At 69.1% G+C, this 26,159-nt stretch carries 30 protein-coding genes and 1 pseudogene; 10 read left to right on the top strand and 21 right to left on the bottom strand.

Features of this window, described 5'->3' with window-relative positions; genetic code table 11:
* Window positions 1–42: 42 nt before the first annotated feature.
* The 8 genes from CFB52_RS32450 to CFB52_RS32415 all read right to left on the bottom strand — a co-directional run bounded on the left by CFB52_RS32450 (window position 43) and on the right by CFB52_RS32415 (window position 7,325).
* Window positions 43–1,101 (bottom strand): ABC transporter permease, encoded by a 1,059-nt coding sequence (locus tag CFB52_RS32450; protein ID WP_059575135.1) that lies wholly within the window; start codon window positions 1,099–1,101, stop codon window positions 43–45.
* On the bottom strand, window positions 1,098–2,666 hold the full coding sequence (locus tag CFB52_RS32445) for a sugar ABC transporter ATP-binding protein (protein ID WP_081066468.1): 1,569 nt from the start codon (window positions 2,664–2,666) through the stop codon (window positions 1,098–1,100). Before CFB52_RS32445 ends, CFB52_RS32450 begins: the two co-directional genes overlap by 4 nt.
* Window positions 2,667–2,768: 102 nt before the next feature.
* Window positions 2,769–4,151, bottom strand: coding sequence for an LLM class flavin-dependent oxidoreductase (locus CFB52_RS32440; RefSeq protein WP_059575134.1), 1,383 nt, complete (start codon window positions 4,149–4,151; stop codon window positions 2,769–2,771).
* Between the two features lie 26 nt (window positions 4,152–4,177).
* A complete protein-coding gene (locus tag CFB52_RS32435; RefSeq protein WP_060011094.1) occupies window positions 4,178–4,945 on the bottom strand; it encodes an ABC transporter permease in 768 nt (255 codons plus the stop codon).
* Complete coding sequence (locus CFB52_RS32430; RefSeq protein WP_060011097.1) at window positions 4,942–5,676, bottom strand: ABC transporter permease; 735 nt, start codon at window positions 5,674–5,676, stop codon at window positions 4,942–4,944. The genes CFB52_RS32435 and CFB52_RS32430 overlap by 4 nt, the downstream gene beginning before the upstream one ends.
* Window positions 5,677–5,680: 4 nt before the next feature.
* Complete coding sequence (locus CFB52_RS32425) at window positions 5,681–6,484, bottom strand: transporter substrate-binding domain-containing protein (RefSeq protein WP_059575130.1); 804 nt, start codon at window positions 6,482–6,484, stop codon at window positions 5,681–5,683.
* 281 nt (window positions 6,485–6,765) lie between these two features.
* A complete protein-coding gene (locus CFB52_RS32420) occupies window positions 6,766–6,978 on the bottom strand; it encodes a twin transmembrane helix small protein (RefSeq protein WP_006489184.1) in 213 nt (70 codons plus the stop codon).
* Window positions 6,975–7,325 (bottom strand): hypothetical protein, encoded by a 351-nt coding sequence (locus CFB52_RS32415; protein WP_060011137.1) that lies wholly within the window; start codon window positions 7,323–7,325, stop codon window positions 6,975–6,977. The genes CFB52_RS32420 and CFB52_RS32415 overlap by 4 nt, the downstream gene beginning before the upstream one ends.
* Window positions 7,326–7,560: 235 nt before the next feature.
* Here CFB52_RS32415 and CFB52_RS32410 point away from each other — a divergent pair, with 235 nt between their 5' ends.
* The gene (locus CFB52_RS32410; RefSeq protein WP_059575128.1) at window positions 7,561–8,319 is read left to right on the top strand and encodes a YoaK family protein; all 759 of its coding nucleotides are present in this window, start codon (window positions 7,561–7,563) and stop codon (window positions 8,317–8,319) included.
* A 79-nt stretch (window positions 8,320–8,398) separates the two neighbouring features.
* Window positions 8,399–8,584 carry a ribbon-helix-helix protein, CopG family gene (locus CFB52_RS32405; protein ID WP_059575126.1) on the top strand — a complete coding sequence of 62 codons (186 nt, stop codon included), beginning with the start codon at window positions 8,399–8,401 and terminating at the stop codon, window positions 8,582–8,584.
* A gap of 44 nt (window positions 8,585–8,628) precedes the next feature.
* Here the strand turns inward: CFB52_RS32405 and CFB52_RS32400 are convergent, their stop codons facing one another.
* Both CFB52_RS32400 and CFB52_RS32395 read right to left on the bottom strand, forming a co-directional pair.
* Window positions 8,629–9,465, bottom strand: a complete 837-nt coding sequence (locus CFB52_RS32400) for a spermidine synthase (RefSeq protein ID WP_060011101.1) — start codon at window positions 9,463–9,465, stop codon at window positions 8,629–8,631.
* A gap of 67 nt (window positions 9,466–9,532) precedes the next feature.
* Entirely contained in the window at window positions 9,533–9,886 is a 354-nt protein-coding gene (locus CFB52_RS32395) for a zinc ribbon domain-containing protein YjdM (RefSeq protein WP_006498247.1), read from the bottom strand.
* A gap of 359 nt (window positions 9,887–10,245) precedes the next feature.
* Between CFB52_RS32395 and CFB52_RS32390 the strand changes: the two genes are divergently transcribed.
* The 3 genes from CFB52_RS32390 (at window position 10,246) to CFB52_RS32380 (ending at window position 11,692) form a co-directional block, all read left to right on the top strand.
* A complete protein-coding gene (locus CFB52_RS32390; protein ID WP_060011103.1) occupies window positions 10,246–10,509 on the top strand; it encodes an HPr family phosphocarrier protein in 264 nt (87 codons plus the stop codon).
* Window positions 10,510–10,574: 65 nt separating this feature from the next.
* Window positions 10,575–10,796, top strand: a complete 222-nt coding sequence (locus tag CFB52_RS32385; RefSeq protein WP_060011105.1) for a hypothetical protein — start codon at window positions 10,575–10,577, stop codon at window positions 10,794–10,796.
* Window positions 10,797–11,125: 329 nt separating this feature from the next.
* Complete coding sequence (locus CFB52_RS32380; protein ID WP_059575118.1) at window positions 11,126–11,692, top strand: GNAT family N-acetyltransferase; 567 nt, start codon at window positions 11,126–11,128, stop codon at window positions 11,690–11,692.
* A 22-nt stretch (window positions 11,693–11,714) separates the two neighbouring features.
* Here the strand turns inward: CFB52_RS32380 and CFB52_RS32375 are convergent, their stop codons facing one another.
* On the bottom strand, window positions 11,715–11,936 hold the full coding sequence (locus CFB52_RS32375; RefSeq protein WP_059575116.1) for a hypothetical protein: 222 nt from the start codon (window positions 11,934–11,936) through the stop codon (window positions 11,715–11,717).
* Window positions 11,937–11,959: 23 nt separating this feature from the next.
* A complete protein-coding gene (locus CFB52_RS32370) occupies window positions 11,960–12,292 on the bottom strand; it encodes a hypothetical protein (RefSeq protein ID WP_099318462.1) in 333 nt (110 codons plus the stop codon).
* A 580-nt stretch (window positions 12,293–12,872) separates the two neighbouring features.
* Between CFB52_RS32370 and CFB52_RS32365 the strand changes: the two genes are divergently transcribed.
* Entirely contained in the window at window positions 12,873–13,583 is a 711-nt protein-coding gene (locus CFB52_RS32365) for a response regulator (RefSeq protein WP_059575110.1), read from the top strand.
* 65 nt (window positions 13,584–13,648) lie between these two features.
* On the opposite strand, the gene CFB52_RS32360 is transcribed toward CFB52_RS32365, so the two are convergent.
* From CFB52_RS32360 to CFB52_RS32350, 3 genes are all read right to left on the bottom strand, one after another.
* Window positions 13,649–15,277 (bottom strand): efflux transporter outer membrane subunit, encoded by a 1,629-nt coding sequence (locus CFB52_RS32360; RefSeq protein ID WP_099318461.1) that lies wholly within the window; start codon window positions 15,275–15,277, stop codon window positions 13,649–13,651.
* 1 nt (window position 15,278) lies between these two features.
* Entirely contained in the window at window positions 15,279–16,871 is a 1,593-nt protein-coding gene (locus CFB52_RS32355) for a DHA2 family efflux MFS transporter permease subunit (RefSeq protein ID WP_089466163.1), read from the bottom strand.
* Between the two features lie 85 nt (window positions 16,872–16,956).
* Window positions 16,957–18,348 (bottom strand): HlyD family secretion protein, encoded by a 1,392-nt coding sequence (locus tag CFB52_RS32350; RefSeq protein ID WP_099318603.1) that lies wholly within the window; start codon window positions 18,346–18,348, stop codon window positions 16,957–16,959.
* Window positions 18,349–18,506: 158 nt separating this feature from the next.
* Between CFB52_RS32350 and CFB52_RS32345 the strand changes: the two genes are divergently transcribed.
* Together CFB52_RS32345 and CFB52_RS32340 are read left to right on the top strand one after the other, a co-directional pair.
* Entirely contained in the window at window positions 18,507–18,707 is a 201-nt protein-coding gene (locus CFB52_RS32345; protein ID WP_059575106.1) for a hypothetical protein, read from the top strand.
* A 209-nt stretch (window positions 18,708–18,916) separates the two neighbouring features.
* Window positions 18,917–19,390, top strand: coding sequence for an NUDIX hydrolase (locus tag CFB52_RS32340; protein ID WP_059575104.1), 474 nt, complete (start codon window positions 18,917–18,919; stop codon window positions 19,388–19,390).
* On the opposite strand, the gene CFB52_RS32335 is transcribed toward CFB52_RS32340, so the two are convergent.
* From CFB52_RS32335 to CFB52_RS32315, 5 genes are all read right to left on the bottom strand, one after another.
* Complete coding sequence (locus tag CFB52_RS32335) at window positions 19,365–19,847, bottom strand: hypothetical protein (RefSeq protein WP_099318460.1); 483 nt, start codon at window positions 19,845–19,847, stop codon at window positions 19,365–19,367. The two genes, CFB52_RS32340 and CFB52_RS32335, sit on opposite strands and share 26 nt — an antisense overlap.
* A 112-nt stretch (window positions 19,848–19,959) precedes the next feature.
* Entirely contained in the window at window positions 19,960–20,439 is a 480-nt protein-coding gene (locus CFB52_RS32330; protein ID WP_099318459.1) for a BON domain-containing protein, read from the bottom strand.
* A 165-nt stretch (window positions 20,440–20,604) separates the two neighbouring features.
* Window positions 20,605–21,126, bottom strand: coding sequence for a low affinity iron permease family protein (locus CFB52_RS32325; protein ID WP_059637311.1), 522 nt, complete (start codon window positions 21,124–21,126; stop codon window positions 20,605–20,607).
* Between the two features lie 162 nt (window positions 21,127–21,288).
* On the bottom strand, window positions 21,289–22,029 hold the full coding sequence (locus CFB52_RS32320) for an FRG domain-containing protein (protein WP_059575096.1): 741 nt from the start codon (window positions 22,027–22,029) through the stop codon (window positions 21,289–21,291).
* Between the two features lie 127 nt (window positions 22,030–22,156).
* The gene (locus CFB52_RS32315; RefSeq protein WP_059575094.1) at window positions 22,157–22,540 is read right to left on the bottom strand and encodes a DUF305 domain-containing protein; all 384 of its coding nucleotides are present in this window, start codon (window positions 22,538–22,540) and stop codon (window positions 22,157–22,159) included.
* A 280-nt stretch (window positions 22,541–22,820) separates the two neighbouring features.
* Here CFB52_RS32315 and CFB52_RS32310 point away from each other — a divergent pair, with 280 nt between their 5' ends.
* Window positions 22,821–24,656 carry a thiamine pyrophosphate-requiring protein gene (locus CFB52_RS32310; protein ID WP_099318458.1) on the top strand — a complete coding sequence of 612 codons (1,836 nt, stop codon included), beginning with the start codon at window positions 22,821–22,823 and terminating at the stop codon, window positions 24,654–24,656.
* 23 nt (window positions 24,657–24,679) lie between these two features.
* On the opposite strand, the pseudogene CFB52_RS35475 reads toward CFB52_RS32310, so the two are convergent.
* A pseudogene (locus CFB52_RS35475) lies at window positions 24,680–24,929 on the bottom strand (glycoside hydrolase family 15 protein); the annotation flags it as partial.
* Window positions 24,930–25,102: 173 nt separating this feature from the next.
* Here CFB52_RS35475 and coxB point away from each other — a divergent pair.
* A complete protein-coding gene (coxB, locus tag CFB52_RS32300) occupies window positions 25,103–26,158 on the top strand; it encodes a cytochrome c oxidase subunit II (RefSeq protein WP_059575090.1) in 1,056 nt (351 codons plus the stop codon).
* The last annotated feature ends 1 nt before the right edge of the window (window position 26,159 follow it).

Below are 26,159 nucleotides of genomic sequence, written 5' to 3'. Positions count from 1 at the left end.
GAATCCGTCCATGCCTGATCCGAGTCTCGGCGACCTCACCCATCACGCCCGGGCATCCGCACGCCGCCCGATGCCGAACGTAAACGCCAAGGCCAGCACGAGCAGCACGCCCTTGATGAAATCCTGCATGTAGTACGGTGCGTTCAGCATCGTCAGCCCGTTGAGCAGCACGCCGACGAACACCGCGCCGACGACCGTGCCGAACACGTTGGGCCGCTTCGCGCCCCACACCGCGTAACCGATCAGCGCGGCGGCCACCGCGTCGAGCAGCAGCGAGTGCCCCGCGCTCACGTCGCCGCGGCCGACCCGCGCGGCGATCAGCACGCCGCCCAGCGATGCGATCGCGCCCGACACGACATATGCGGCGACGCGGTAGCGCGCGGCCGGTGCGCCGGCCAGCCGCGCGGCCGTTTCGTTGCCGCCGATCGCATAGATCACGCGCCCCCAGCGCGTCGCTTCCATCGTGATGCAGGCCAGCACCGTCACGGCCGCAAGCACCAGCACCGGCAACGGTACGACGTCGAACACGCGCAGCCGGCCGAGCGCGAGAAACGCGTCGGGGAACACGCCCGTCGCATCCGTGCCGTCGGGCAGCACGGAGCCGGTCGCCAGCGAACGGCCGCCGGTGGGGATCAACTGCAGGCCGGCCAGCAGGAACAGCGTGCCGAGCGTCGCGAGCTGGTCGGGCACGCGCAGCCGCGTAATCAGCAGGCCGTTGAACAATCCGGCGGCCACGCCGAGCGCGACGCAGGCGATCACGGCCGCCCACGCGCTGCCGTGCCAGACGACCAGCACGTAGCTCGCGACCATCTGCGCGGTCGCGGCCACGCTGCCGACCGACAGGTCGAAACCACCGGCCGCGAGCGTGACCGTCACGCCGACGCCGAGCAACGCGACGATCGACACCGCCTGCAGGATGCTGAACAGGTTGTCGAGGTTCAGGAACGCGGGCTCCCTGATCGCGAACACGACCACGAGAGCGGCGAGCACGAGCAGGATGCCGGTTCGTTCGAGCGCATCGCGGATGCGCGCCGGCCCGGCGCGCGACGATCGTTCGACGGATGCGGCATGACGTACATCGGAAGAAGTCACGGGTTTCATGAGCAAGCACCCACGATGGGAGCAGTCGGAGGCAGACCATCGAGCGTCGCACGATCGAACCGCACGATACGGTCGGCGATCTCGGCGGCTTCCTCGAGATCGCTGACGAACACGATCGTCGCGCGCTCATGCGCATGACGGCGCAGCGTATCGACGATATCGGCGCGCGCGCCCGCATCGATGCCCTGGAACGGTTCGTCGAGCAGCAGCAGCCGCGCCGGTTCGGCGTGCCAGCGCGCGAGCACGACCTTCTGCTGGTTGCCGCCGGACAGGTGCGCGACGCGATCGTCGGGCCCCTCGCAGCGAATGCCGAACCGCGCGATCGCTGCCGCGGCCGCCGTGCGTTCGCGGGCTCGGCGCACCGCGCCGCTCGCGAACCAGCGCGACAGGAACGGAAAGCCGATCGTGCCCGCGATCGACGCGAACGGCACGCTATCGGGAAACAACGACGTGCGCCAGCGATCCTCGCCGGCCAGGAATACGCCGGCGCGAATCGCGTCCGCCGGCGAACGCGGCCGCCACGGCCGGCCGTCGAGCGTCATCTCGCCGGCCGCCGCCCGCACCGCGCCGAAGATCGTCCGTGCGAAGCGCGACTTGCCCCCGCCGACCGGGCCCGCGATCGCGACGATCTCGCCGCGCCGGACGTCGAGATCGAACGGCGTACTGGTCGGCGTCAGCCGGATCTGCCGCACGCTGAAGCCTGAACCGACCTCGGCCCCAGATCCGGCCAGCCCGGCACGCTCCGGCGCCGCCGCACGCGTACGCGGCAGCGGCCGGCCGATCATCGTTTCCACCGCGGCGTCGAAATCGATCGGCGCGGCCAGATCGGCAACGATCCGGCCGTCGCGGACGATCGCCGCACGATCGGCGATGCGACGCAAATCGCCGAGCCGATGCGATACCAGCAGGATGGCGACGCCATCGCGGCGCAATGCGTCCATCAGGACGAACAGCCGTTCAGCCTCCGCGGCGGACAAGCTGGCGGTCGGCTCGTCGAGAATCAGCAACGACGGCTGCCCGGCCAGCGCGCGCGCCAAGGTCACGCGCTGCTGGTCGGCCAGCGACAGCAAGGCCAGCGGCGCCGCCAGATCGACGTCGAGCCCGACCCGTGCGGCGAGCGACCGCGCCGCGGCACGCCGCGCGGCCGGCGGCACGCGCCACGGCGAGGCCGGATCGCACAGCCGGTCCAGCAGCAGGTTGTCGGCGATCGACAGCGTTGGCACGACGGCATCGGCCACCGACTGGTGCACGGTCGCGACGCCGAGCCGCTTCGCCGCGTGCGGCGAACCCGGCCGATACGGTTCGCCGTGCAGCGTCAGCGTGCCGCTGTCCGCTTGCAGCGCGCCGCTCAGGATCTTGACAAAGGTCGACTTGCCCGCGCCGTTCGCGCCCATCAGCGCGACGACTTCTCCGGCGCCGATCGACAGATCGAGCGCCGCCAGCGCGACGGTCGCGTCGAAGCGTTTCGCGATGCCGGCGGCGCTCAGGACGGGCGGCGACGCCGATCGATGCGATCGATCTTCGCGCCGCGTCGTGTCCATGGTTTCGTTCATCGCGCCATTCATGCCCGAAGATTCCGGTCGGCACGATGCGGTTGCAGCAGGAACAGTACGTCGTCGGTCATGTCATGCAACTCCGCTGAGAGTCGTCCGGTATCGATCTGCCGGTCAGCCCGCTTCCGGCACGGGAAACCGGAACGAAGCGCCGTAGGCCGTATCCGGCAGGCGGTCGCGGCCGCCCAGCCGTGAACGGAAGGTGCCGCTCGCCGGCGTCGTGCGGTACAGGCCGCGCTTCTTCAGTTCCGGCACGATCAGTTCGGCAAAATCGTCGAGCGTGCCGGGGCTGATCAGCGGATTGAGCATGTAGCCGCTCGTCGTCGACTGCCGCGCATGCTCGGCGAGCTGGTCCGCGATTTCGTCGGGCGAGCCGACGAGGATCAGGTCGGTGCCGCGCGTGACGCTCGCGAACTTGCGCCGCACGTCGCCGGCGGTGAGCGGCTTGCCGCTGCCGTCCGGCCGCACCACGTAGGACGTCAGCCCTTCCGTGTGCGTCGTCAGCGGCTCGTCGTCCGCATAGCGGTCGATGTCGATGCCGGTGTCGCCCGCATAGCTGACGAGTTGCGCGTGCCGGTGATAGTGCTGCTGCAGCGTGTGATATTTCTCCTTCGCGTCGCTCGACGAGCGCGCCGTCACGATCCGCAGCACCGTCAGCGACTTCACGTCGTCCGCCGCCCGGCCGCGTTCGGCCGCGAGCCGCCGAATCTCGTCGAGGCCCGCGCGAATCTCGTGCGGATTCGACTTCGCGACGAACACCACCTCCGCGTGCTTCGCCGCGAACGCGCGCCCGCGCCCCGACCAGCCGGCCTGGATCAGCACGGGCGAGCGCTGCGGCGACGGCGCGCAGACGTGCGGCCCCTGCACGCGATAGTGCGTGCCTTCGTGCGCGATCGGCCGCACGCGGTCGCCACGCGCATAGCGCGGCGCGTGCTTGTCGGCGACGACCGCGTCGTCCGCCCAGCTCCCTTCCCACAGTTTGTACACGACGTCGAGAAATTCCTCCGCGCGCGCGTAGCGTTCGTCGTGGCCGATCATCCGGTCGAGCCCGAAGTTGCGCGCCGCGCTCGTCAGGTAGGACGTCACGATGTTCCAGCCGATCCGGCCGTTGCTTAGATGATCGAGCGTGCTGAAGCGGCGCGCGAGCGCGAACGGATGCTCGTAGGTCGTGCTCGCGGTCACCCCGAACGCGAGCCGCTCCGTCTGCGCGACCAGCGCCGGGATCAGCATCATCGGATCGTTCGCGGGCGCCTCGACCGCCCACTGCAGCGCCGCGTCGGCCGACCCGCCATAGACGTCGTACAGGCCGAGCACGTCCGCGAAGAACAGCATGTCGAGATCGGCCTGTTCGGCCGTGCGCGCGAGGTTCGACCAGAACCCGAGCGTATTCGCGCGGAGCCGTTCATCAGCCGGATGGGTCCACAGGCTCGGCGCGCCGCCGCAGCCGACGCTGGCTTGTTCATACAGGGAAAACAGCAAGGGGCGAGGATCGGACATCGTGGAATTCGTTACCAGGGCAGGAATCAGTTGGGCGCCGCCCACGCGCCCGACGACGCGCGGCGGCGCCGGGCGGGCATGCGTTCGTCGGGCGCGCGCGTCAGGTAGCGATTGACGCGCTGCTCGAGACGGGCGGCGGGAATGGTCAGCAGCGCGACCAGCACGACATAGACGATCGCCGCACCGGCCAGCGGTTCGTACACGCGCAACGTCTCGAAGCGCAGCGTATTGGCCGTGCCCATCACGTCGAACACGGTCACGGTGGACGCGAGGACGGTCGATTTCAGCAGCAGGATCGCCTCTCCGGTGAGCGCGGGCAGCGCAAGCCGCCACGCTCGCGGGCCGACGATGCGGCGCAGCACCTGCACGCGCGTCATCCCGTATGCGTGGCCGGCCTCGATCTCGCCGGCCGGCACGCCGGCGATCGCGCCACGCAGGATCGTCGCGACATACGCGCTCTCGTTCACGCTCAACGCGACGATCGCGTACCAGAACGCGTCACGCAGCAGCGGCGACGCCCAGCTGTCGCGCATCCACTCCCGCGGGACGATCTGCCCGAATCCGTAGTACAGCAGATAGAGCTGAACGAGGAGCGGCGTGCCGCGGATCAGCATGAGCCAGCCGCGCGCGGACCAGCGCACCGGCGTATGGCGTGCGCCGGCGGCGAGCGCGAGCGGCACGCCCAGCAATATGCTGGCCGCACCCGACAATAGCGTCAGCGCCAGCGTCGTCGGCACCGCGGCGAGCAGCTTCGGCATTACCGTGTCGAGCAGGAAAGGCAGCGAGAAGATCATGTCGTCGCACGCCTCGTGCCGCGATTCGCGTGCCGTTCGAGCGCCGCGAAGATGCCCGCCGACGTGACGCTCAGCAACAGGAACAGCGCGGCCGTGACCACATAGAAGAATACGTAGTGCCGCGTCGCGCCGGCCGCGAGCTGGCTCGCCTTCAGCAGATCCGTGAACGAACCGAGCACGCTGATGAACGACGCGTCCTTCGTCGCGTTCAGCCACACGTTGCCGACGCCCGGCAGCGCGAGCCGCGCGGCGGCCGGTAGCCGGATGCGCGCGAACGTCCGCCATGGCGTCATCCCGTACGCATGCGCGGCTTCGATCTGGCCGACCGGCACGTTGACGAGCGCCGCGCGGAAGATGTCGGTGAGATACGCGCCCTGGATGAAGCCGAGCGACAGTGCGGCGACGACGAACGGGTCGAACGCGAAGTCGGCGGGTACGATGCCGCTGCCGCGCAGCGCGTTCTCGATGGCCGGTGCGACCGCGTAGAACGCGAGCAGCAGGCACAGCAGCTCGGGCAGCGCGCGCACGAGCATCGTATAGAGCCGCGCCAGCCACACGAGCGCCGCGTAACGCGACAGCTTGCCGAGCGCGCCGGCGATGCCGAGCAGCACGCCGGTGCAGAACGACGCGGCCGCGACGCCGAACGTCAGTGCGAACGCGCTCGCGAACACGCGGCCATAACCGCCGTCGCCGAAGGCGAGCCAAGCGAGCAGCGAATCGTCCGCGGCCATCGGTTCAGCGGCCCTTCTCGATCGTGCCTTTCAGGTTCGGATAGCGGGCGGTGATCGCATCCCACGTGCCGTCCTGCTGCAGTTGCGTGATCGCGGTCGACAGCTTGCCGCGCAGCTCATCGCCGTGGCGCACGCCCGCGCCGATGCCGAGGCCCAGCACCGGATCGTCCGCGCACGTGGCCTTGACCTCGAAGTCCTTGCCGTCGCGCGACGCGAGGAACGCCGTGAACAGCCCCTTGCCTTCCTGCACGTAGTCGACGCGACCGGACACCAGATCGGCGAGCGCGTTGTCGAACTTGTCGAACGCCTTGATCTGCGCGTCCTGCTTGAAGCGGGCATCGAGGAATGCCGAGAAGTTGGTGCCGGCCTCGACGCCGATCACGCGGCCCTTGAAGGTCGCGGGGACCGCACAGTCGACGCGGCGCCGGTCGCTTTTCGCGCCGACGAACACCGTCGGCGATTCGTAATACGCGCGGCTGAAATCGATGGCTTTCTGCCGTTCGCCGGTGATCGTCATCGACGACCAGATCACGTCGATCTTGCGGTTCTGCAACGCCGGAATCAGGCCGTCCCACGCAATGTCGGTGAGCTCGCATCGCACGTTCAGCTTGCCGCACGCGGCATCGAGCACGTCGACTTCCCACCCCTTCCACTTGCCGGTCGCGTCCTTCGAAAAGAAAGGCGGATACGACTCGGCGTCGATGCCGACGCGCAACGTCGGCTGAGCCGCATGGGAAACCGGCACGAGGCCGAGCACGAACAGCGCGGCCGCTGCGGTGCGGGCCCGGGAGTAGAGCAGTCGATTCATCAGGCAGGCTTCTGAAATAGTCTCGAAATCGCCGGCATCGCAACCGGCAGCAGGATGCGAGACTGTAGAGCCTGCCGATGTGTGTACCAAATGGTTATTTTTTCGATGAATATCTGATCCGGCGATATACGACGAGTCAACCGATCCGCATACCACACGCGGAACGCAGCGCCGCTCGCCGAGTGCCCCGCCTGAAACGGTACGAGCCGCCGTTGAGGCGAAGGCGGCACGACGCGGCATCGCCGGCCCGAACCGCCCGCCCCCCGCCCGAAACCCGCGCGTCACCGCCCGATCGGCAACCCCGTCGGCTCGATCCAGCCGAGCTTGTACGCGATCAGCAGCGACAGAAACAGCGTGACCGACAATCCGACGCGCGCGGCGAGCGACCACGCCATCCGCTTGGACTTGCCGCGATCGTGATTCATGAAGTACAGCGCGAAGATCAGGCTCGCGATGATCATCGCGAATGCCACAGAAACCAGCAGGGTTTTCATTGCCGTTGCCTTTGAAGATCCGAATCGGCCTGAATCAGTTCGGCCAGTTTTTGCCGCTCGTCGGCGACGCCGCCGACGCCCGACGCCGGCCAGTCCAGCGCGACGCCGTTGCCCAGCGAATCGCGCACGAGCGCCTGGTAGCGCCGGTCGTTGATCGTGCCGTGCGCCATCGTGTCCGAGATCTCGCGCCGGAACTGCAGCGGGAAACTCGTGTACGCACGCGACAGCGCCGCATATTGTCTCGCATCGATCTCTTTCGATGATGGAATGACGGTCCAGACCACCACGGCGACGATGGCCGTGAACGGGATCGCCGTGTAGCGAAGGATGAACTTGATCGGGGTCATGAAGCGGTGGGCAGAAGTGATCAGCGCCGCGCGGCGGCGAAACAGCCGGCCGGCGGCGCCTTCCGTCATTGTACTGAATGCACCATCCGGCCAACAGAGTATGATAATGACATTATCATGTCCATCACATGATTCGACAGCCCCGGCATCCGGCGCAAGCGGCGGGCCCGCCACGCCCTCCGGCACCGGTTTTCCGCCTGTACCCGCGAATCCGCGACGATCGAGCGAAGCCCCTATGCCAGCGCAGTACTTTCGAAACCTGACCGGAAAACACCGCAGCGCGGACGCCAACCGCCAGCTCGGGTTTTCGCTCGCGTTCGTCGCCGGCGCGGCCAATGCCGGCGGCTTTCTCGCGGTCAAGCAATACACGTCGCACATGAGCGGCATCGTGTCGGCGATCGCCGACCAGACGGCGCTCGGCGACGTGCGGCTCGCGCTCGCCGGCATCAGCTCGCTGGGGTCGTTCCTGATCGGCGCCGCCTGTTCGGCGATCCTCGTCAACTGGGGCCGCCGCCGCGGGCTGCACAGCCAGTTCATGCTGCCGCTGCTGGTCGAAGCCGCGCTGCTGTTGCTGTTCGGGCTGCTCGGCAGCCATCTCGCGCTGTGGGAAACGTTCTTCGTGCCGGTGACCGTGACGCTGCTGTGCTTCATCATGGGGCTGCAGAACGCGACGATCACGAAGTTGTCCGGCGCGGAAATCCGCACGACGCACATCACCGGCATCGTGACCGACCTCGGCATCGAGCTCGGCAAGCTGTTCTACTGGAACCGCTCGGCCATCGACGTCGACGCCCACGCGGTAATCGCCAACCGGTCGAAACTGCGGATACACGCGACGATGCTCGCGTCGTTCTTCGTCGGCGGCCTGGCCGGCGCGATCGGCTTCAAGCACGTGGGTTACGTGTCGACCGTGCCGCTCGCCGCGGTGCTCGTCACGCTCGCCGTCGTGCCGGTGATCGACGATCTGCTCGCGCTGGTGCGCAGCAAACGCTGATCGTGCGGCGCTTGCCGCGGTAACGCCGAAAACGGATCGATTATAATTTGATTAACATATCGACCACCCTCGCCCCGTCATGGAAACGAAAACCGCCCGCCTGACCGTCCTGATCGATCCCGCGAAGAAGGAAGCCTTCGAGATGCTCTGCGCGGAGCAGGATCTTACGCCGTCGCAAGTCGTGCGGCAGTTGATCCGCGACTATCTCGACCGGCACGGCGTCACGTACAAGACCCGCAGCGCGATCGGCAAGCGCGTGAAGTAAGCACGGCCGCACAGGCCGAGCGCGGCCCGCCCCTCTCGGTACGGCTACGCGCCGATCTCCCAACGTTCGTGCGACTGCGCGCGCCAGACCAGCCGCCGCGAATCGATGCCCTCGCCGTGCTTCATGCGTCTCGCGGTGGCGGCCAGCTTCAGTTCACCGGCCTGCGGGCACGCGAGCGCCCGCTCCAGCAGGATACGCAACGACGGCAACCGGCTGCCGTCCTTCCATGCGAATGCAACGAAGTTGTTGTCGTCGCCGCACGGCACCAGCGCATACGACGAACCGAATACCGATCGCAACTGCTCGAGGTGCTGCGGCAACGCCGGATCGTCGTCCATGAAGTTGATCGCGAGCACGCCGGATTCGCTCAGGCGTGCGCGGCACGCATCGAGAAAAGTGGCACCCGTACAGCGGCCGCGCATGCCGTCGGCGACGAACGCATCGTGCAGGATCACGTCCGTGCGGACGTCCGCCCGCTCCAGATGATCCGCGCCGTCGGCGCACACCACGGTGAAGCGCGCATCGTCGGCAGGAATCCTGAACGTCTCGCGCAGCGCGATCACCGCCGGATTGATCTCGACCGCATCGATCGCCGTGCCGGGCAGGTGGCGGTAGCAGTACTTCGCGAGCGACCCGCCGCCGAGCCCGAGCATGCAGATGTGTGCGGGCTCGGCCTGCAGCAGCAGGAAGCCCATCATCACGCGCGTATAACCGAGTGCGAGCCGCACCGGATCATGCAGCGACATGAAGCTCTGGGTGCCGAAATGATCGAAGTGCAGCGAGACCGCGTGCTGCGTCTCCAGCACGAACGGTCGGCCGTCGTTCAGCGGCGTCGCCAGGAACCTGACGAACGCGTCGTAGGCAGTGCGATCCTCGGCCATGTGCGGGTACTCGAATGAAAAAAGCAGCGGCTGAAAACGCGGATGCAACGGTCGCCTGACCGTGCGCTCAGACCTTCTTCAAGTAGCACGCCTTCAGCATGAAGCCGCCCATGTCGGTCTTGCAGTCGACTTCGTGATCGCCGCCGACGAGCCGGATGCTCTTGACCTTGGTGCCCATCTTCAGCGTGATCGACGAACCCTTCACGCGCAGGTCCTTGATCAGCACGACCGAATCGCCGTCCGACAGCACGTTGCCGTTCGCGTCCTTGACGACGTCGCCCGCCGGTTCGTCACCGGCCTCGGCGCCGGCGTCGGCCGACCATTCGTGGCCGCAGTCCGCGCACACGGTCAGCGCGCCGTCGGGGTAAGTGTTTTCCATCGCGCATTGCGGGCAGGCAGGGGCATTCATTGCGGCTTCCATTCGGGAGGAGTTCGGGTCGGTCGACGATGCCGGGCGAGCAGGTTGCGCGCCCGGATACGCCGAGACTCGCCCGCCGGCAACGCCGCGGGCCGGCATCGGCGCACACGGCATTATAATGTAATTCACATGATCTGGCCGATGCATTATAATCACCCACTTTCCGACAATCCGCGAACTTGAATACGCCTTCGCAGCGGATGTCGGCATGTTCGCGCCGAATGGTGCGCACAATGCACCCGGCCGGCACCCGCGCCCCTGCGGAAATTCGTGACATGCCAGCCGCCCGATGTCCGCTACACGTGCGTAACCCTGCATGTCGCGCGCCGCCCCGCCCACTTGTCCGGAGGCTTTCCAGCATCGTGGCAACCGTTGTGTACGTTGAAATCGGCCCCGCATGGAACCGCAATCGCGGCCGCGCCGCGCGCGATGCGACCGTCGACGCGGCACGCCGCTTCGACAGCGACATCCTGCTGATCGCGAACGGGCACGGCAGCAACGCAAAAGACAGCGGCGCGATCGCGTCGCTGCAGGTCCACGGCGGCACGTCGGCCCAGGTGCTCGCCACCGGCCCCGACGAGGAAGCGGCGCTGCACGCGCTGCTGCCGTTGTTGCAGGCAAGCTGATGCTTGCGCCTCCCACCGTCCGGCCGTGTGCCGCCCATCCCGAAACGCCATTTCCCGAGGAAGCCATGAACGATACGCTCACGTCCAACACCCCCAACCTGTCGGCCTCCGCGATCTGGGCGCTCGAACGCCTCGCCGACGTTCGCTACGGCCGCGATGCGCCGGCGCTCGGCTGGTCGATCGCGCGGGAGCTCGTCAACGCCGGGTTCGTCAGCCATCCCGCGCACGGCCGCTCCGGCGCATCGATCACGGCCGAAGGGCGCTCGTTCCTGAAAAGCCGCAAGTAACGCCATCCGGCACGGGCGCGATCCCGCGTTGCGCGCAACACGCGGGCGCGGCGATGACCACCGTCAGGAAGCAGGCCGACCGCTCGCCGCGGCCGGGGGTTCGCTACAGGCATTCGCCACACGGCGACGAACGGCCGCATTCGTCGAACGCCCCGCGCGATGCACCCGACCGCGACGTCGTCACGCGAGCCGGTCCATGCGGGCACCGCCGGCCGTCCGCGCGATGCGGTCGCATGCCTCGATGCGGGTGGGGAATTGCGTCCACGTCGCCGTTTACGCGGTATCGTACGAGACCCGAGCGCGGCGCCCTGCGTCGCCGCCCCTTCCTCATGGAACGCCCGATGACATTCAGCGCCGTGCCCCCCGTCTCGTCTCCGCCCGTTCTCGACACGCCCCGTCTGATCCTTGAAGGCCACCCGCTCGGGGACTTCGACGCACTCGCCACGATGTGGGCGGAACCGGGCGTCGTCGCGCACATCTTCAACGGCACGCCTTCCACGCCGCGCGACTCGTGGATGCGCATGCTCGCGTATCGCGGGCTGTGGCCGCTGCTCGGCTATGGTTACTGGGCGATTCGCGAAAAGGCGTCGGGGCGTTACGTCGGCGATCTCGGCTTCGCGGATTTCCACCGCAACATCGACCCGCCGATCCGCGGCGTGCCGGAAGCCGGCTGGGCGCTGGCGACGTGGGCGCAAGGCAACGGCTATGCGACCGAGGCGCTCGCGGCCGCGCTCGCATGGCTCGATGCGCAACAGCGGTTCGAGCGCAGCGTGTGTCTGATCGCGCCGACGAATGTCGCGTCGATCCGGGTCGCGGAGAAAGCCGGGTACGGCGAGCCGCGGCGCATCCGCTTCAACGACGCCGATTCATTGATGTTTTCACGCAAGCGCCGGTAGGCGCGTCGAACCGGCGGCCGAGTCAGTCGGCGACCGGTTCGTAGCGATGCATGAAGAGGCCGTCGTCCATCGGCCAGCAGTTGCCGGATTCGTCGCGCACGATCCAGTCGCCCGGCTTCACGGATCGCCAGCCTTCCGGCGTCGCGATCGCCCACAGGCCGTGACGGCGCTCTACCCGTTCATGGTCGCCCTCGGCGAACCACCGTGTTGCATCGACCTGACTGGCGCGTTCTCTGAATTTCATGCCATCACCAAAGGAAACTGATTTCAGTGTCGCGTGGCCGCGGCGCCGGCATCGAGCGACCGCTGCCGCGCCCTCAGCGCGTTCGTCGTCGCGCGGGCCGCGTGCAACGCCATCCAGCCCTCCGCGATGAGCGCCTCGAGCGTGTCGCGCGCGACGGTGGAAATCCGGACGTCGATCTCCTGCACTTTCATCAGCGCCGACACGACCTCGTCCGGTTGATCGGGTGCAAGCGCAACGATGAACGCCGAACGCCTCTCGGCGGCCCGAACGGCCTCGCTCCAGTCGGCGCGCGCCACCGCCGCTTCGATCGCATGCGTGAGTGCGTCGAGACTCTGGACGACTTGCAACGGCGTCATTTCGCTTCCCCCGTCAGTAATCGATAGCATCCGCCCGACTGCCCATCGGAGCCGGCGCGGCGGCGACCCGACTCGCGCGCATCCGGTTCGTCACGTGAGCGACATGATTCGACGCTTCGCCGAGATCGGCAGCCGATACGATCGCGAAACACGCGCAATGCGCGACGCGCGGATCAGGTGTGTGGATTGTAGGGAGCGGAACGCGGCGACGTCGGTAATATTTTGTAATGATATGTCGACTAACCTTGCCCGGCCTGGTTTCGGGCGGTGCGGGAACGGTGCGCGGCGTCGAAGTGGCGCAAACGTTTTCGTCTGACGGATGCGCGGGCGCGCATCGTCCCGAGCGCCGCGCCGGCTCTCGCATCGAACCGTTTCAGCCTCACGCGCGGCGTCGCGCCGCTTGCCCCGCGCGTTTCCTCTGATGGCGGCGATTGGCGCGTAGATAAGCTCACCGAACGATTCAGATTTCCCCACATTCCATCAGAATGTTGCGCAGTATCATCCACGTCGCTTCGGCCACGACACGCTCGGACTGGGCCTGACCGCTCGCCACCTTCCCGTTTTGCCCCTTCGTTTAGCGATGCCCATCCGAATCCTGATCGTCGAAGACGACGTCCCGCTGTCCGCGCTGATCGCCGAGTACCTGCGCACGCATCATTATCAGGTGGACACGCTGTGCGACGGCGCCGGCGCGGCAGCGGCGATCGTCGCGAGCCGCCCCGACGTGGTGCTGCTCGACATCAACCTGCCGGGCAAGGACGGCTTCGATATCTGCCGCACGGCGCGCATGCAGTACGACGGCATCGTGATCATGGTGACGGGCCGCGACGAGCCGTTCGACGAATTGCTCGGCCTGGAACTCGGCGCGGACGATTTTCTCCGCAAGCCGCTCGAACCGCGTCTGCTGCTCGCGCGAATCAAGGCGCAGTTGCGGCGCACGCGCGTGCCGGCGGGCGACGCCGTGCCGGATTCGCCGCAGCGATACGTGTTCGGCAAGTTCTCGATCGACCGGGCCGATCGCCGCGTGCATCTGCCCGACGGCAGCATGCCGCGCCTGACGTCGACGGAATTCGATCTGCTGTGGGCCCTCGTGTGCCGCGCGGGCGAGGTAGTGAGCCGGGAAGACCTGACGCTGCTGCTGCGCGGCATCGCGTTCGACGGCCTCGATCGTTCGATCGACGGCCGCATCTCGAAGCTGCGCCGCAAGCTGCGCGACGACGCGAACGAACCGAAACGGATCAAGACCATCCGCTCCAGGGGCTATCAGTTCAGCAAGCACGCATGGGATTGAGGCCGCGCGGGCCGACGGACGGCGTTGCGCGAGCGCGGCAACCGATGCCCGCCGCGCGCGCGAGGCTACTGCGCGCGCGCCGTGCCGGTATCCTCATTCGCGGCCGGCCCCGCCTGCCAGCCGCCGCCGAGCGCCTTGTACAGCGCGACGAGATCGGTGGTCGTCTGCAACGCGCCCTGCTCGGCCTGCTGCCGGCCCTCCGACCATTGCCGCTCGGCATCCAGCACGTCGAGGAACGGCGACAGGCCCTTCCGGTAGCGATCGCGCGCGAGGTCCAGCGCGCCCTGTTCGGCCTTCACCGCGTCGTCGAGCGCGGCCGCGCGCGCCTGGTCGGTGCGGTACACGGCCAGCGCATTGTCGACGTCGCGCAGCGCGACGAGCACGGCTTGCCGGTAAGCGAGCGCCGCTTCGGCCTGGCGCGCCTGCGACAGCCGCAGGTTCGACACGAGCGCGCCGCCGGAAAAGATCGGCAGCGACACGGCCGGCCCGAACGCGTAGAACAGATGCGACCAGTGCGCGAGCTCGCGCACGTGCGACGCGCGCAGGCCGACCTGCCCCGTCAGCGAAATGTCCGGATAGAACTGCGCGACCGCGACGCCGACGTCGGCGGTGGCCGCATGCAGTTCGGCCTCCGCACGGCGGATGTCGGGGCGCCGGCGCGCGAGCGTCGACGGCAGGCCGACCGGCACGGTCGGCGGCACCGCGGGCAACGCGCGCGGGGCGGCCAGCCAGTCGTCGAGCACGCCCGGCGCGCCGCCGACCAGATAGGCGAGACCGTTGCGCAGCAGCACGATCTGCTGGTCGAACTGCGGCAGTTGCGCGCGGATCTGCGCGAGCCGCGCGTCGGCGCTGCGCACGTCGAGATCGCTCGCGAGACCGTGCGCGGCCTGCTCGCGCGTCAGGTCGAGCAATTCGCGCTGCGCGCGTTGCAGGTCGTCGGCCAGCGCGCGCTGCGCTTGCGCGCCGCGCAGTTGCAGATAGGTCTGCGCGACTTCGGCCTCGAGCGACAGCAACGCGTCGTCGCGGCTCGCGACTGCGGCGCTCGCCTGCGCGCCGGCCGCTTCGACCGAGCGGCGCACGCGGCCGAACAGGTCCAGTTCCCACGATGCGTCGAACCCGGCCTGCCACAGGTTGACCGGCGATTCGAGGGCATCGAGCGCGCCGCGCGCACCTTGCTGCACGCTTGCCCCGGTGCCTGCCCCGAACCGGTCGAGCGGCGAGCCCGGCGCGCCGAGACGATCGACGCGCTGGTCGATGCCCTGCTCCTCGACGATGCCCTTCAGGCCGAGCTGCTCGCGCTGGTAGCTCGCGTTCGCGCGCACGTTCGGCAAGCCCTGCGCGGCGGCCGCGCGCACCTGCGCGCGTGCCTGCGCGATGCGCAGCACGGCCGCCTGCACGTCGAGGTTGTCGTGCGCGGCGCGCTCGACGAGCCGGTCGAGCAGCGGATCGCCGAACGCGCGCCACCAGCGCGGATCAGGATCGGCGTCGATCGTGGGCGACGACCGCGCGGGCACGCCGGATGCGGGAGACGCCGCCGGCCCGTCCGCCTGCATCGCATGCCAGGTGGCCGGGACGTCCGCGTGCGGCGGCTGGTAATCGGGGCCGACGGTGCAGCCGGCGACGATCGTCGTCATCGCGCCGCACACGATGCGGCGAATCAGGCGGTGGCTGCGATTGTCGCGGCGCATGCGCATGTCAATGCCCTCCCGCGCCGCGCGCGGCCTTCGCCGGCGAGAACAGGAATGTCAGCGGAATGCTGAACGCGCAGAACACCGCGAGGATCGCGAACACGTCGATATACGCGAGGATCGTCGCCTGCGAGACGAACGTTTCGTAGAGCCGGCCGGTCGCGGTCTGCAACGCGGCCGGCGGCGGCGCGCCCGTCAGCGCGCCGATCGCGCGCGCATTCTCCCGCAGCGCATCCTGGAAGTTCTGCGACAGCGTCGACATGTGCGTGGACAGGTGCGCCATGCGCGCTTGCGTGCGCTCGCGGATCAGCGCGGTCGACACCGAGATGCCGATCGAGCCCGCGACGTTGCGGAACATCGTGAACAGCGCGGACGCGTCGTCGTTGAGCCGCCGCGGCACGGTCAGGTACGCGAGCGTCGTGATCGGCACGAACATGAAGCCGATCGCGAGCGACTGCGCGCACCGGATCATCACGAGGTGCTTGTAGTCGATGTCCGGCACCAGCATGCGCGAATAGATCAGCGCGCCGCACAGCAGCACGAAGCCGAACCCGACGAGATAGCGCGTCTGCACGTGCGGCATCAGCCGGCTCACGAGCGGAATCTCGAGCGTGATCAGCAGCGCGCCGGGCGACAGCACGAGCCCCGCGAGCGTCGCCGTGTAGCCGAGATGCTGCTGGGCGAGCTGCGGCACGATCACCGCGCTGCCGTACAGCACCGCCGCGAACGTCGCGATCGTCACGCAGCCGAGCGCGAAATTGCGGTCGCGCAGGCACGACAGGTCGACCACCGGTTTCTTCGTGCGCAGCAGCCACAGCGTCGCACCGATCAGCCCGAGCGCGGACAGCACCGCGAAGACGCGGATGAAGGTCGAGCCGAACCAGTCCTCGTCCTCGCCGCGATCGAGCATCACCTGCAGGCAACCGAGGCCGATCGCGATCAACCCGATGCCGATGTAGTCGATCGAGATCCCGCGTTCGGCGTCGCGCCGCCACGGCGGATCCTCGACGAGCTGCATCACCGCGAGCACGGTCAGCGCGCCGATCGGCACGTTGAGCAGGAACACCCAGCGCCACGAGAAATGGTCGGTGATCCAGCCGCCGAGCGTCGGCCCGAGCACCGGCGCGACGACGATCGCGATCGCCGAGATCGAGAACGCGCGGTTGCGCTGCTCGGGCGGGAACGTATCGAGGATGATCGACTGCTGGTTTGGCTGCAGCCCGCCGCCGAACAACCCCTGCAGCACGCGGAACACGATCAGTTCGCCGAGGTTGGTCGCGACGCCGCACAGGAACGAGCACACGGTAAATGCGGCGATGCACAGCAGGAAGTAGCGCTTGCGGCCGAGCAGGCGCCCGAGGAAGCCCGAGATCGGCAGCACGATGCCGTTCGCGACGAGGTACGACGTGAGCGTCCAGGTCGCCTCGTCGTAGCTCGCCGACATCGTGCCGGCGATGTGCGGCAGCGCGACGTTGACGATCGTCGTGTCGAGCACCTCCATGAACGCGGCGAGCGTGACGACGATCGCGATGAGCCACGGGTTCGCGGCGGGGCGCCATGCGCCGCCGGACGCGCCGCCGCGGTCGGGCGGCCGGTTCATCGGCGGGCCTCGCGAGGCGGGAACGGCATGTGGGTATCGAGCATCGGATCGCTCCGGTCGACGCCGGCCGCGGCACGGCGGCCGGTCATTTCAGATGGACGGTCGGCTCGACCGACAGGCCGAGACCGAGCGGCGGACGGGTCGGCAGCGGGCCGTCGAGCACGATCTTCACCGGCACGCGCTGCACGATCTTCACGAAGTTGCCGGTCGCGTTCTCGGCCGGGAACGCGGAGAAGCGCGAGCCGCTGCCGAGCTGGATGCTGTCGACGTGGCCGTGCAGGTCGAGATCGGGATACGCGTCGACCGACACGTCGACGCGATCGCCGACGCGCATCCGTTCGAGTTGCGACTCCTTGAAATTCGCGGTGATCCACACGCGCGGCGTGACGATCGAGAAGATCGACGTGCCGGCTTGCAGGAACGAGCCCAGTTGCACGTTGCGCCGCGTGACCCAGCCGTCGGAAGGCGCGCGCATCTCGCAGTACGACAGGTTGAGGTTGGCCGTCTCGAGCTGCGCGCGCGCCTGCAGCACCTGCTGTCGGCGTTCCTCGACGGCCGTCTCGGCCTGCCGGATCTGCTGCGGCACGAGGCTCGCGGTGCGCGCCTGCGCCTGGGCCATCGCGACGTTCGCGTCGGCGGTCGCGCGTTGCGCGTCGGCCGCATCGATCGCCTGCTGGGAAGTTGCGCGCGCATCGACCGCCCGCTGCCGCGCCTGCGCGGCGAGCGCCTGCCGGTACGCGGCTTCCGCCGACTCGATCTGCGCGCGCGCCTGCCGATACTGGGCCGGATACTGCACACGCGCGATATCGAGCTGCACGCGCGCCGCGTCGAGCTGCGCCTGTGCGAGACCGAGCTGCGCCTGCGCCGCGTCGACCTGCGCGCGGTAGTCGCGCGGATCGATCTCGACGAGGACGTCGCCGCGCCGCACGAAGCTGTTGTCGTCGACCGCGAGCCGCGTCACGTAGCCGGACACGTGCGGCGCGACCGCGATCGCGTTGCCGTCGGTGTACGCATCGTCGGTGCTTTCCTGGTTGCGCGTCGCGAGCCACCAGACTAGCCCGCCGACGAGCAGCACGACCAGCACCACGCCGAGAATGATCAGCGTTTTCTTACTGGGCCGCTTGCGTTCGCCTTCGCCGTTGTTGCCGTCCCCGTCTCCGTCGCCGCCGGTGCGGCCGCCACGATCGTCGTGCGGATGGCCGTCGCCGCCACCGCCGCCCGGCGCGTCGGTCGGGTGCTCGCCGTTGCGGCCCGGCGCGGCGCCCGAGCCGCTGCCGCCGCCCGACTGGTCGTCGCCCGCGCGGGCGACGACGGCCGGCCAGCGGGTAGGCAGCGGCGTCGACAGTACGACACCGGCCACCGCCGGCGCGAACGCATCCGGCGCGCCGGTGCCGCGCCGTCCGTGTGTCGACGCGCGCCGCAGTGCGACGCAAGATCGCTCACGAACGGACCACGGGCACAGGATCGCATCGGACATGAAACGGGGCTCCAGGCGGCGGCCGCGGGCGCCATTGCCCGCGCCGACCTCAAGCGCGCGATCGAGCAAACAGCGGGCCCGGCAACGCGCGTCGTCCACCGCGGCATGCGCGATGCGCGACGTGTACGCCTCGACCGCCCCGACAGGACTCGCGAACCATGACACGCTCGACCCCGCTCGACACCGACACACGCGACGAAGATCGCGGCGACAGCACGCCCGGCCCCGAAGGCAAGCGCCGCGGCACCGCCACACCACCGCCGCGCAGCGCGCACGACCCGGCCGAAGGCAAGCCGGCCGCACCGCCAAGCGGGGCGCCGCCGCGTCGCACGCCCTCTGCCGAACGCGGCGACGCGTGATCGACGCGCGTCGCGCCATACCGCCGTCCCGCTCGCGCGAAACGGCCGCAGCGGGCGGCGGCAGAAATGACAAGCCGTTGAAAAATCGCGGACGAAGGCCGGCCAGCGGGCCCGAAACACTCGCACGAGGGCACATGCGACAGCGAAGCGGGAACGCACGTTGCGGCAGGGGGCGCATGGATCTTTCGCCCATCTGCCGCGTGCCCTGCATGACGCTACCCGACCCGTCCGATTTCCCCGTTCGCGCGGTACCGCTCGCGCCGCTGGCGAAGGAACGCGCCACGATCGTCTGCCATCGCAACCGGCGCGTGCTGCTGGTCGCCCGCGGGCGATCGTCGCGCTGGACGCTGCCCGGCGGCGTGATCCGGCGCGGCGAATCGGCGCTCGACGCCGCGCATCGCGAACTTCGCGAGGAAACCGGGCTCACCGGTCTCGAACTCGCGTATTTCTTCTACGTGGACGGCAGCGTGAAGCGTCATCACGTGTTCGTCGCGAGCCTGCCGCGCGGCGCGCACGCTTGCCCGGGCCGGGAAATCGCGCTGTGCCGCTGGGTCGGCATCGACGCGGTGCCGCACTGGCCGGCGAGCGCGCCGACGCAGCGCATCATCCGTCAGTTCGCGGGCCTGTGCGTGGCGAGCGATCCGCGGCCGGGCGCGGTCACGCGTCTTTCGCCGTCTCGCTGAGCCCGGCGACGGGCGGCTGCGGATCGCGCGCAAGCCCTTGCGCGAAGACCTTCAGCCCTTCGAGCAGCGGCGTCAATGCATCCCACAGCGCCTCGTCGTGCAGCAAGCGGTAGACGCCGCGAACGCCGGGCGCGACGTGCGGGTGCTGCGCCGGTTGCCATGCGCCGACGTGATGCAGCGCGTCGGCCGCCGCGAACGCGGCGCGGCCGAACTGTTCCGGCGGAATGCGCGAGAGCGCCGTCACGAGCATCGCGAGATTCTGCATGCCGCTCTGCATGCCGGGCTTGTCGAGCGCGTCGACGAACGTGTCGGCCAGCCGCGCGTTCGCGCTGACGACCTCGTTCGCGAAGCGCAGGAAGCCATGCCGATGCAGGCTGCCGAGCAGATGTTCGAGCGCGTCGTGCGCGCCCGGCTCCTGATGCGCGGACGTCGTGTCGGGAGGCTGGCGTTCGGTCATGGGTGGCTCCGGTTGAGGCGCCAGGCTGCCGTCGTTCCGGCAGCCGTGCGTGCGCCGAATGCATGTCGTACTCGTTCACCGGCCCCCGCCGGGGCGGGCAGCCGCGGCCGCATCACTGCGAATGACCGTCGGTCGGCGCCTTGTATTCGCTGCGTGCGCCCATCGCGTCTTCGACGCGATGCACGCCATGCAGCGCGGCAACGCCGTCGATCAGCGCCTGCCGTTCGGCCTCGTCGACCTGTCCCGTCAGGCACACGTTGCCGCGCTCGACGCTCACGTCGATGTCGCGCGGGCGAGCGACGAGCCGGCCGAGCGCCGCACGCACGCGCTCGGTGACCTGCACGTCGTTCGCGTCGCCCGCGAGCCAGTCGGCCCGCAGCCCGGCGATCGCGCCGCGCGCATGGTCCGCCGCCCGCTTCACCTGCGTATTCGCATAATCGGCCACATCGTGCCGGCCCGCGGCCGCCTTGTCGCGCAGATACGCGCGGCGGCGCCGCCCGGACGCAGGATCGAGGAAGTACATCGCGGCCGCCCCGCAGGCGACGGCCACCGCAAGATTCAACAACGGATTCGACGGGACTCTGGAGTTCATGGCGGCACCTTAGGCTATACCCGGAACGACCGGGCTTCGTTTCGGCATGCAGCACGTGCCGTTCCCCGCTGCGAGCGGCGCGTACGAGCCGTCGCGCCGCGATGCGGCGCCCGAAACGACAAGCGTTTGAAAAATCATCGGGCCGCGCATCGCTCGATCGCGAAATCAGGATTCGGGCGGCGTGTCGGCCGTTTTCGTGTCGGCCGCTTCCGCCCGTTTTCCGCCCGGCTCGTCGTCGCCGCGCTCGGCCGCGCGCTGCGCCATTTCGACGTAGGTCTGCGCCAACGCGCGCAATTCCTCCTCGGATGCATCCTCGATCCCGATCAGCCGGTCGCTTGCGGCGCGCGTGACGGCGAGCAGTTCGTCGAGCTTCAGATGCAACGCCACGCTGTCGCGATTCTGGTTGCGCTGCAGCAGGAACACCATCAGGAACGTGATGATCGTGGTGCCGGTATTGATCACGAGCTGCCACGCGTCGGAGTAGTGAAACACCGGCCCGCTCACGAGCCATATCGCGGTAATCGCGACCGCGCTGCCGAATGCGACCGGCGACCCGGCCCAGGTGGTCACGCGCGACGCAAAACGTTCGAACGCACGGGTAACGGCGTGCCCGGCCGGCCCGGAACCGGCGCCGCGCTTGCACGCCGTGTCGCGACGGTCGCTCGGTGGTTCGTTGAGTTCGCGCATGAATGCCTCCCGGATCGATAGTCTGTTTGAATGCGCGCATGAACCGCGTCGCCGCCCGCCGCGAACCGCACGCCAGCGGCCGCTCGGGGGTTCGGTCCCGCGTGCGCGCCGTCGGGAGAAGCATCACGCGTGCCCGATCCGCACGCCCGTGCAACGCCGGCTTTAGCGCGGTGCGTGCGTGTCCTCGTCGTCCGGGAAATAGCGCGTGTCGGTCAGTTGGGCGATGCCGTCGAGATCCGGAAAGATCGTCGCGATGCTCACGCCGACGCCGGCAAGCTCCTGCCGGATCGACGCGAACCGGGCGCCCGGCACGGCGATGCGCACGAGGCGGCCGGCGAGATCCGCGTCCTCGTCGAGCGGCACGAAGCGCCCGCCGCGCGCGTCATAACGGTGAATCGTGAACCAGCCGTCCTGCGCGGTGATCCTCGGCATGACGTGACGCGGCCGGAACACCTTGGTGCGCGTGACCTCCAGCGGCGCGCGCCGGTCCGCGGCGGTCGCGATGTCGTCGGCGTCGTGCGACAGGCACCACACCACGCCGTCGCCGCCCGATTCGCCCGCGCGCCTGACCGCGAACCACAGCGCCGCCAGCGCGTTGCCGGACCAGTCGAGCAGGCGCGTGCGCATCCCGTGCTGCTGCGCGAGCGCGAGCCAGTCGCATGCCTCGAGGTTCTGCCCGGGTTCGAGATGCGGCAGCGCGCGCCGCGTGAATTCGTCGAGCATCCGCGCTTCGACGTCGGGCGACGCGTGCTGCCGCGCGATGCCCGGCGCGAGCGGCCAGCCGGCATTGCACTGGCCGCGAAAAAGCCGCAGCGCCATCGTCTGCCGCTGCGCGCCGATCATGGTCATGTAGTCGGCGACGCTATCGATCGAGCGGCCTGTGCTCTCGCGCTTACCGTCCATGCATCGCGCCTCCCGTCGTGCCTGCCCGTACACGCGGCCATCGGCTCGGCGCGCGTCCGACGTCGCCGCTTGCCGGATGCGGAACCACCGGTACGGTCGCCCGCGTATCGCCGTCTCGCATCGCGGTTCACGGCGTGCTGCCGTGCTCCTTCTGCCAGCGCTCCATCAACGCGATCTCGTCGCGCTGCGCGGCGACGATCCGGCTCGCGAGTTGCCGCAGCGTCGGATCCTTGCCGTATTTGAGTTCGACCTGCGCCATGTCGATCGCGCCCTGGTGATGCGGCGCCATGTGCGCGACGAAATCGCGGTCGGCGTCGCCCGTGTACGGCGCGCTTTCCATCGCTTCCATCATTTTTCGGTCGGCGCGCTTGAACGCCTGCGTGGACGTGTCGGGCACGCTGACCGGATTGGCCGGGCGCAACTGTGCGGCCGCGGGCAGCGCCGACGCGCACGCCGCGAGCAGCGCGCTGGCGGCACAACGGCGTATGGATGAACGGTTGAATGCACGCATGAGACGAATCCTCGACAAGAAAGTGAACGGTCCACGTGCGTCATCCCCCTTCCGTTCGCACGCATTGAAACGGCTGAGGCCGCGCGACCCGCGTTACCGCCACCACGCACGCGCGTCGCTGGGCGCGACCAGCGTGCGAATGCGACCATCGTTGCGCTCCGGTCAGCTTGCTCGTTGCTCGCGGATGCCGCGTGCAACCGCCGTGCCCGACGCACGCGGCGCGGCACGTGCCTTGCGCGGCAGCCCCGCATCGGCTCATCCCGAACCAAGGAGAAACGGCATGGCGACAGTGGCGGATTTCATCATCCAGCGGCTGTACGACTGGGGCGTGCGCCGCATCTACGGCTACCCGGGCGACGGCATCAACGGCTTTTTCGGCGCGCTGAACCGCGCGGACGGCAAGATCGAATTCATCCAGGCGCGCCACGAGGAGATGGCGGCCTTCATGGCGTCCGCGCATGCAAAATTTACAGGCGAGCTCGGCGTATGCGTCGCGACCTCGGGCCCCGGCGCCACGCACCTCGTGACGGGCCTGTACGACGCGCGGCTCGACCACATGCCCGTGCTCGCGATCGTCGGCCAGCAGGCGCGCGCGGCGCTCGGCGGCCACTATCAGCAGGAAGTGGATCTGCCGGCCCTTTACAAGGACGTTGCGGGCGCATTCGTTCAGCTTGCGACGGTACCGGGCCAGGTGCGGCACCTGGTCGACCGCGCGGTGCGCACCGCGCTCGGCGCGCGCACGGTCACCGCGCTCGTGCTGCCGAACGACCTGCAGGAGCTCGACTACGCGCCGCCGAAGCGCGCGCACGGCACCGTGCATTCAGGGGTCGGCTATACGGCGCCGAAAGTCGTCCCGTACGCGGACGACCTGCGGCGCGCGGCCGACGTGCTCAATGCGGGATCGAAAGTCGCGCTGCTGGTCGGCGCCGGCGCGCTGAAGGCGACCGACGAGGTGATCGCGGTGGCCGACCGGCTCGGCGCCGGCGCCGCGAAGGCGCTGCTGGGCAAGGCCGCGCTGCCGGACGACCTGCCGTGGGTCACCGGCTCGATCGGGCTGCTCGGCACGAAGCCCAGCTACGAGCTGATGACCGAATGCGACACGCTGCTGGTCGTCGGCTCCGGTTTTCCGTATTCGGAGTTCCTGCCGAAGGAAGGCCAGGCGCGCGGCGTGCAGATCGACCTGAAGGCCGACATGCTGAGCCTGCGCTATCCGATGGAAGTCAATCTGGTCGGCGACAGCGCCGAGACGCTGCGCGCGCTGCTGCCGCTCCTGAACGAGCGGCGCGACACCGCATGGCGCGACCGGATCGCGAAATGGAACCACGACTGGCGCGAGACGCTCGCCGCCCGCGCGGCCGCGAAGGCCAGCGCGGGCCGCGGTGTGAATCCGCAGCGGGCGTTCACCGAGCTGTCGCCGCGCCTGCCCGACGACGTGATCCTGACGAGCGATTCGGGATCCTGCGCGAACTGGTATGCGCGCGACCTGATGATGCGGCGCGGGATGATGGGATCGCTGTCCGGCGGCCTCGCGTCGATGGGCGCCGCGGTGCCTTACGCGATCGCCGCGAAGTTCGCGCACCCGGTGCGCCCGGTGATCGCGATGGTCGGCGACGGCGCAATGCAGATGAACAACATGGCCGAGCTGATCACGGTCGCGAAATACTGGCGCCAGTGGCCCGACCCGCGCTGGATCTGCATGGTGCTGAACAACGAGGACCTGAACCAGGTCACGTGGGAGCAGCGCGTGATGGAGGGCGACCCGAAGTTCGACGCGTCGCAGCAGATCCCGAACGTGCCGTACTACCGCTTCGCGACCCTCCTCGGCCTCAAGGGCATCTACGTCGACGATCCGGAACAGCTCGGCGCCGCGTGGGACGAAGCGCTCGCGTCCGACCGGCCGGTCGTGCTCGAAGTGAAGAGCGACCCCGAGGTGCCGCCGTTGCCGCCGCACGTGACGCTGCAGCAGGCAAAGCATTTTGCCGAAACGCTGGCGAAAGGCGACCCGCGTGAAGCGAACGTGATCGTCGAGACCGCGCGGCAGGTGCTGTCGGCCGTGCTGCCCGGCAACGGCGAACACGGCGACAAGCGCGGCAAGGAAGGGAAAGGCGAATCGTAAGGCAAGCGCGCGGGACGGTGCCGGCCGATGTCGGCGTCGTCTCGCCCGTCGCCCGGCCGTGCGAGCACCGCCGAGCACCGTGTTTACGACGCCTGACTTGCGCGAGTGTGAACGGGAAATCCCGCACATGCGCCGCGCCCTCACGTCGTATTCCTCGGATCGCAGCCCGACATCGTCACGCACGCCGAGTGGCCGTTCGAACAGCGCGTGCGCGTCGTCGTCGCGCCGCTGTATCCGGTACACCTGCACGAGCCGGAAGCCGGCCGCGGAAAAGCGCGTTCGGCGACGTGAATGGCCGCCCAATTTACAAGCCGGCTGTAACGCACCGGCCGTCGTGCACGTCATCCCGCCCTTCCACAGCCGCATGCGTGCGAGCCGCGTGCGCATGAAATTTGCTCGGCCGCGAACGGCCGTCGTCATGCCGCCCAACCCGGCAAGGAGTCGCGTTGCCCGTTCCGCCGTTCCTGAAAACCCGTCATGCCGCATGGATCGCACCGGTCGCATGGACGATCGTGCCGATCGTCGCGCGCGCGGCCGCCGCGCCTGCCGAGCCCGGCAATCCGTCCGCCCCATTGCCGCTCGCGTACGTCGTGCACGCGGCCGGCCCCGCGGCGCAGCCGGTCTTCGTGCTCGGCTGGGCGCTGCTCGCGCTATGCACGTTCGTCTGCGTCGCGATCGCGGTGCTGCTGCTGATCGCGCTGTTTCGCCGTCGCGCGCACGCGGGCGCCGGCCACGGCAGCGGGCTGACGATCGTGACCGTGGGCACCGCGATCTCGATCGTGCTGCTGTTCGGCGCGCTCGTCTACATGCTGCGCGTGCTGGGTGCCGTCGCGGCGCCGCCGCGTCCGCCCGCGCTGACGATCACCGTGACCGCGCAAGACTGGTGGTGGGCCGTGCGTTATCCGGACGATATTGACGGGGCCGGCTTCGTCACGGCGAACGAGATCCATATTCCGGTGGGCGAGCCCGTTGCAATCGAACTGAAGAGCGCCGACGTGATCCACGCGTTCTGGGTGCCGCAACTCGCCGGCAAGACGCAGACGATACCCGGCCAGACCAATCGCCAATGGCTGCAGGCCGACCGGCCGGGCGTCTATCGCGGGCAGTGCTCGCAATACTGCGGCGCGCAGCACGCGCACATGGCGTTCGAAGTCGTGGCCGAGCCGCCGGCCGCGTTCCGTGCGTGGCTCGCCGCGCAGCGCCAACCGGCTGCGGCCCCCGCAGCGAGCGCCGAACGCCGCGGCCAGCGCGTGCTCGCCGCGCGCTGCGCGGGCTGTCACGCGGTGCGCGGCACCGACGCGGCCGGCGACGCGGGCCCCGATCTCACGCACGTCGGCACGCGCCGGCTGCTCGCGGCCGGCACGCTCGACAACACGCCCGACAACCTGCACCGCTGGGTCGCGCATGCGCAGCAGATCAAGCCGCAGTCGCTGATGCCGTCGATCGCGCTCGCGCCGCGCGACGCCGACGATCTCGCCGCGTATCTGGCGACGCTGCACTGAA

This window comes from Burkholderia sp. AU18528 (genome assembly GCF_002223215.2).
GTDB lineage: Bacteria > Pseudomonadota > Gammaproteobacteria > Burkholderiales > Burkholderiaceae > Burkholderia > Burkholderia semiarida.
The sequence above is the reverse complement of the archived record's forward strand: the minus strand, read 5'-3'. Positions and strand labels throughout refer to the sequence as shown.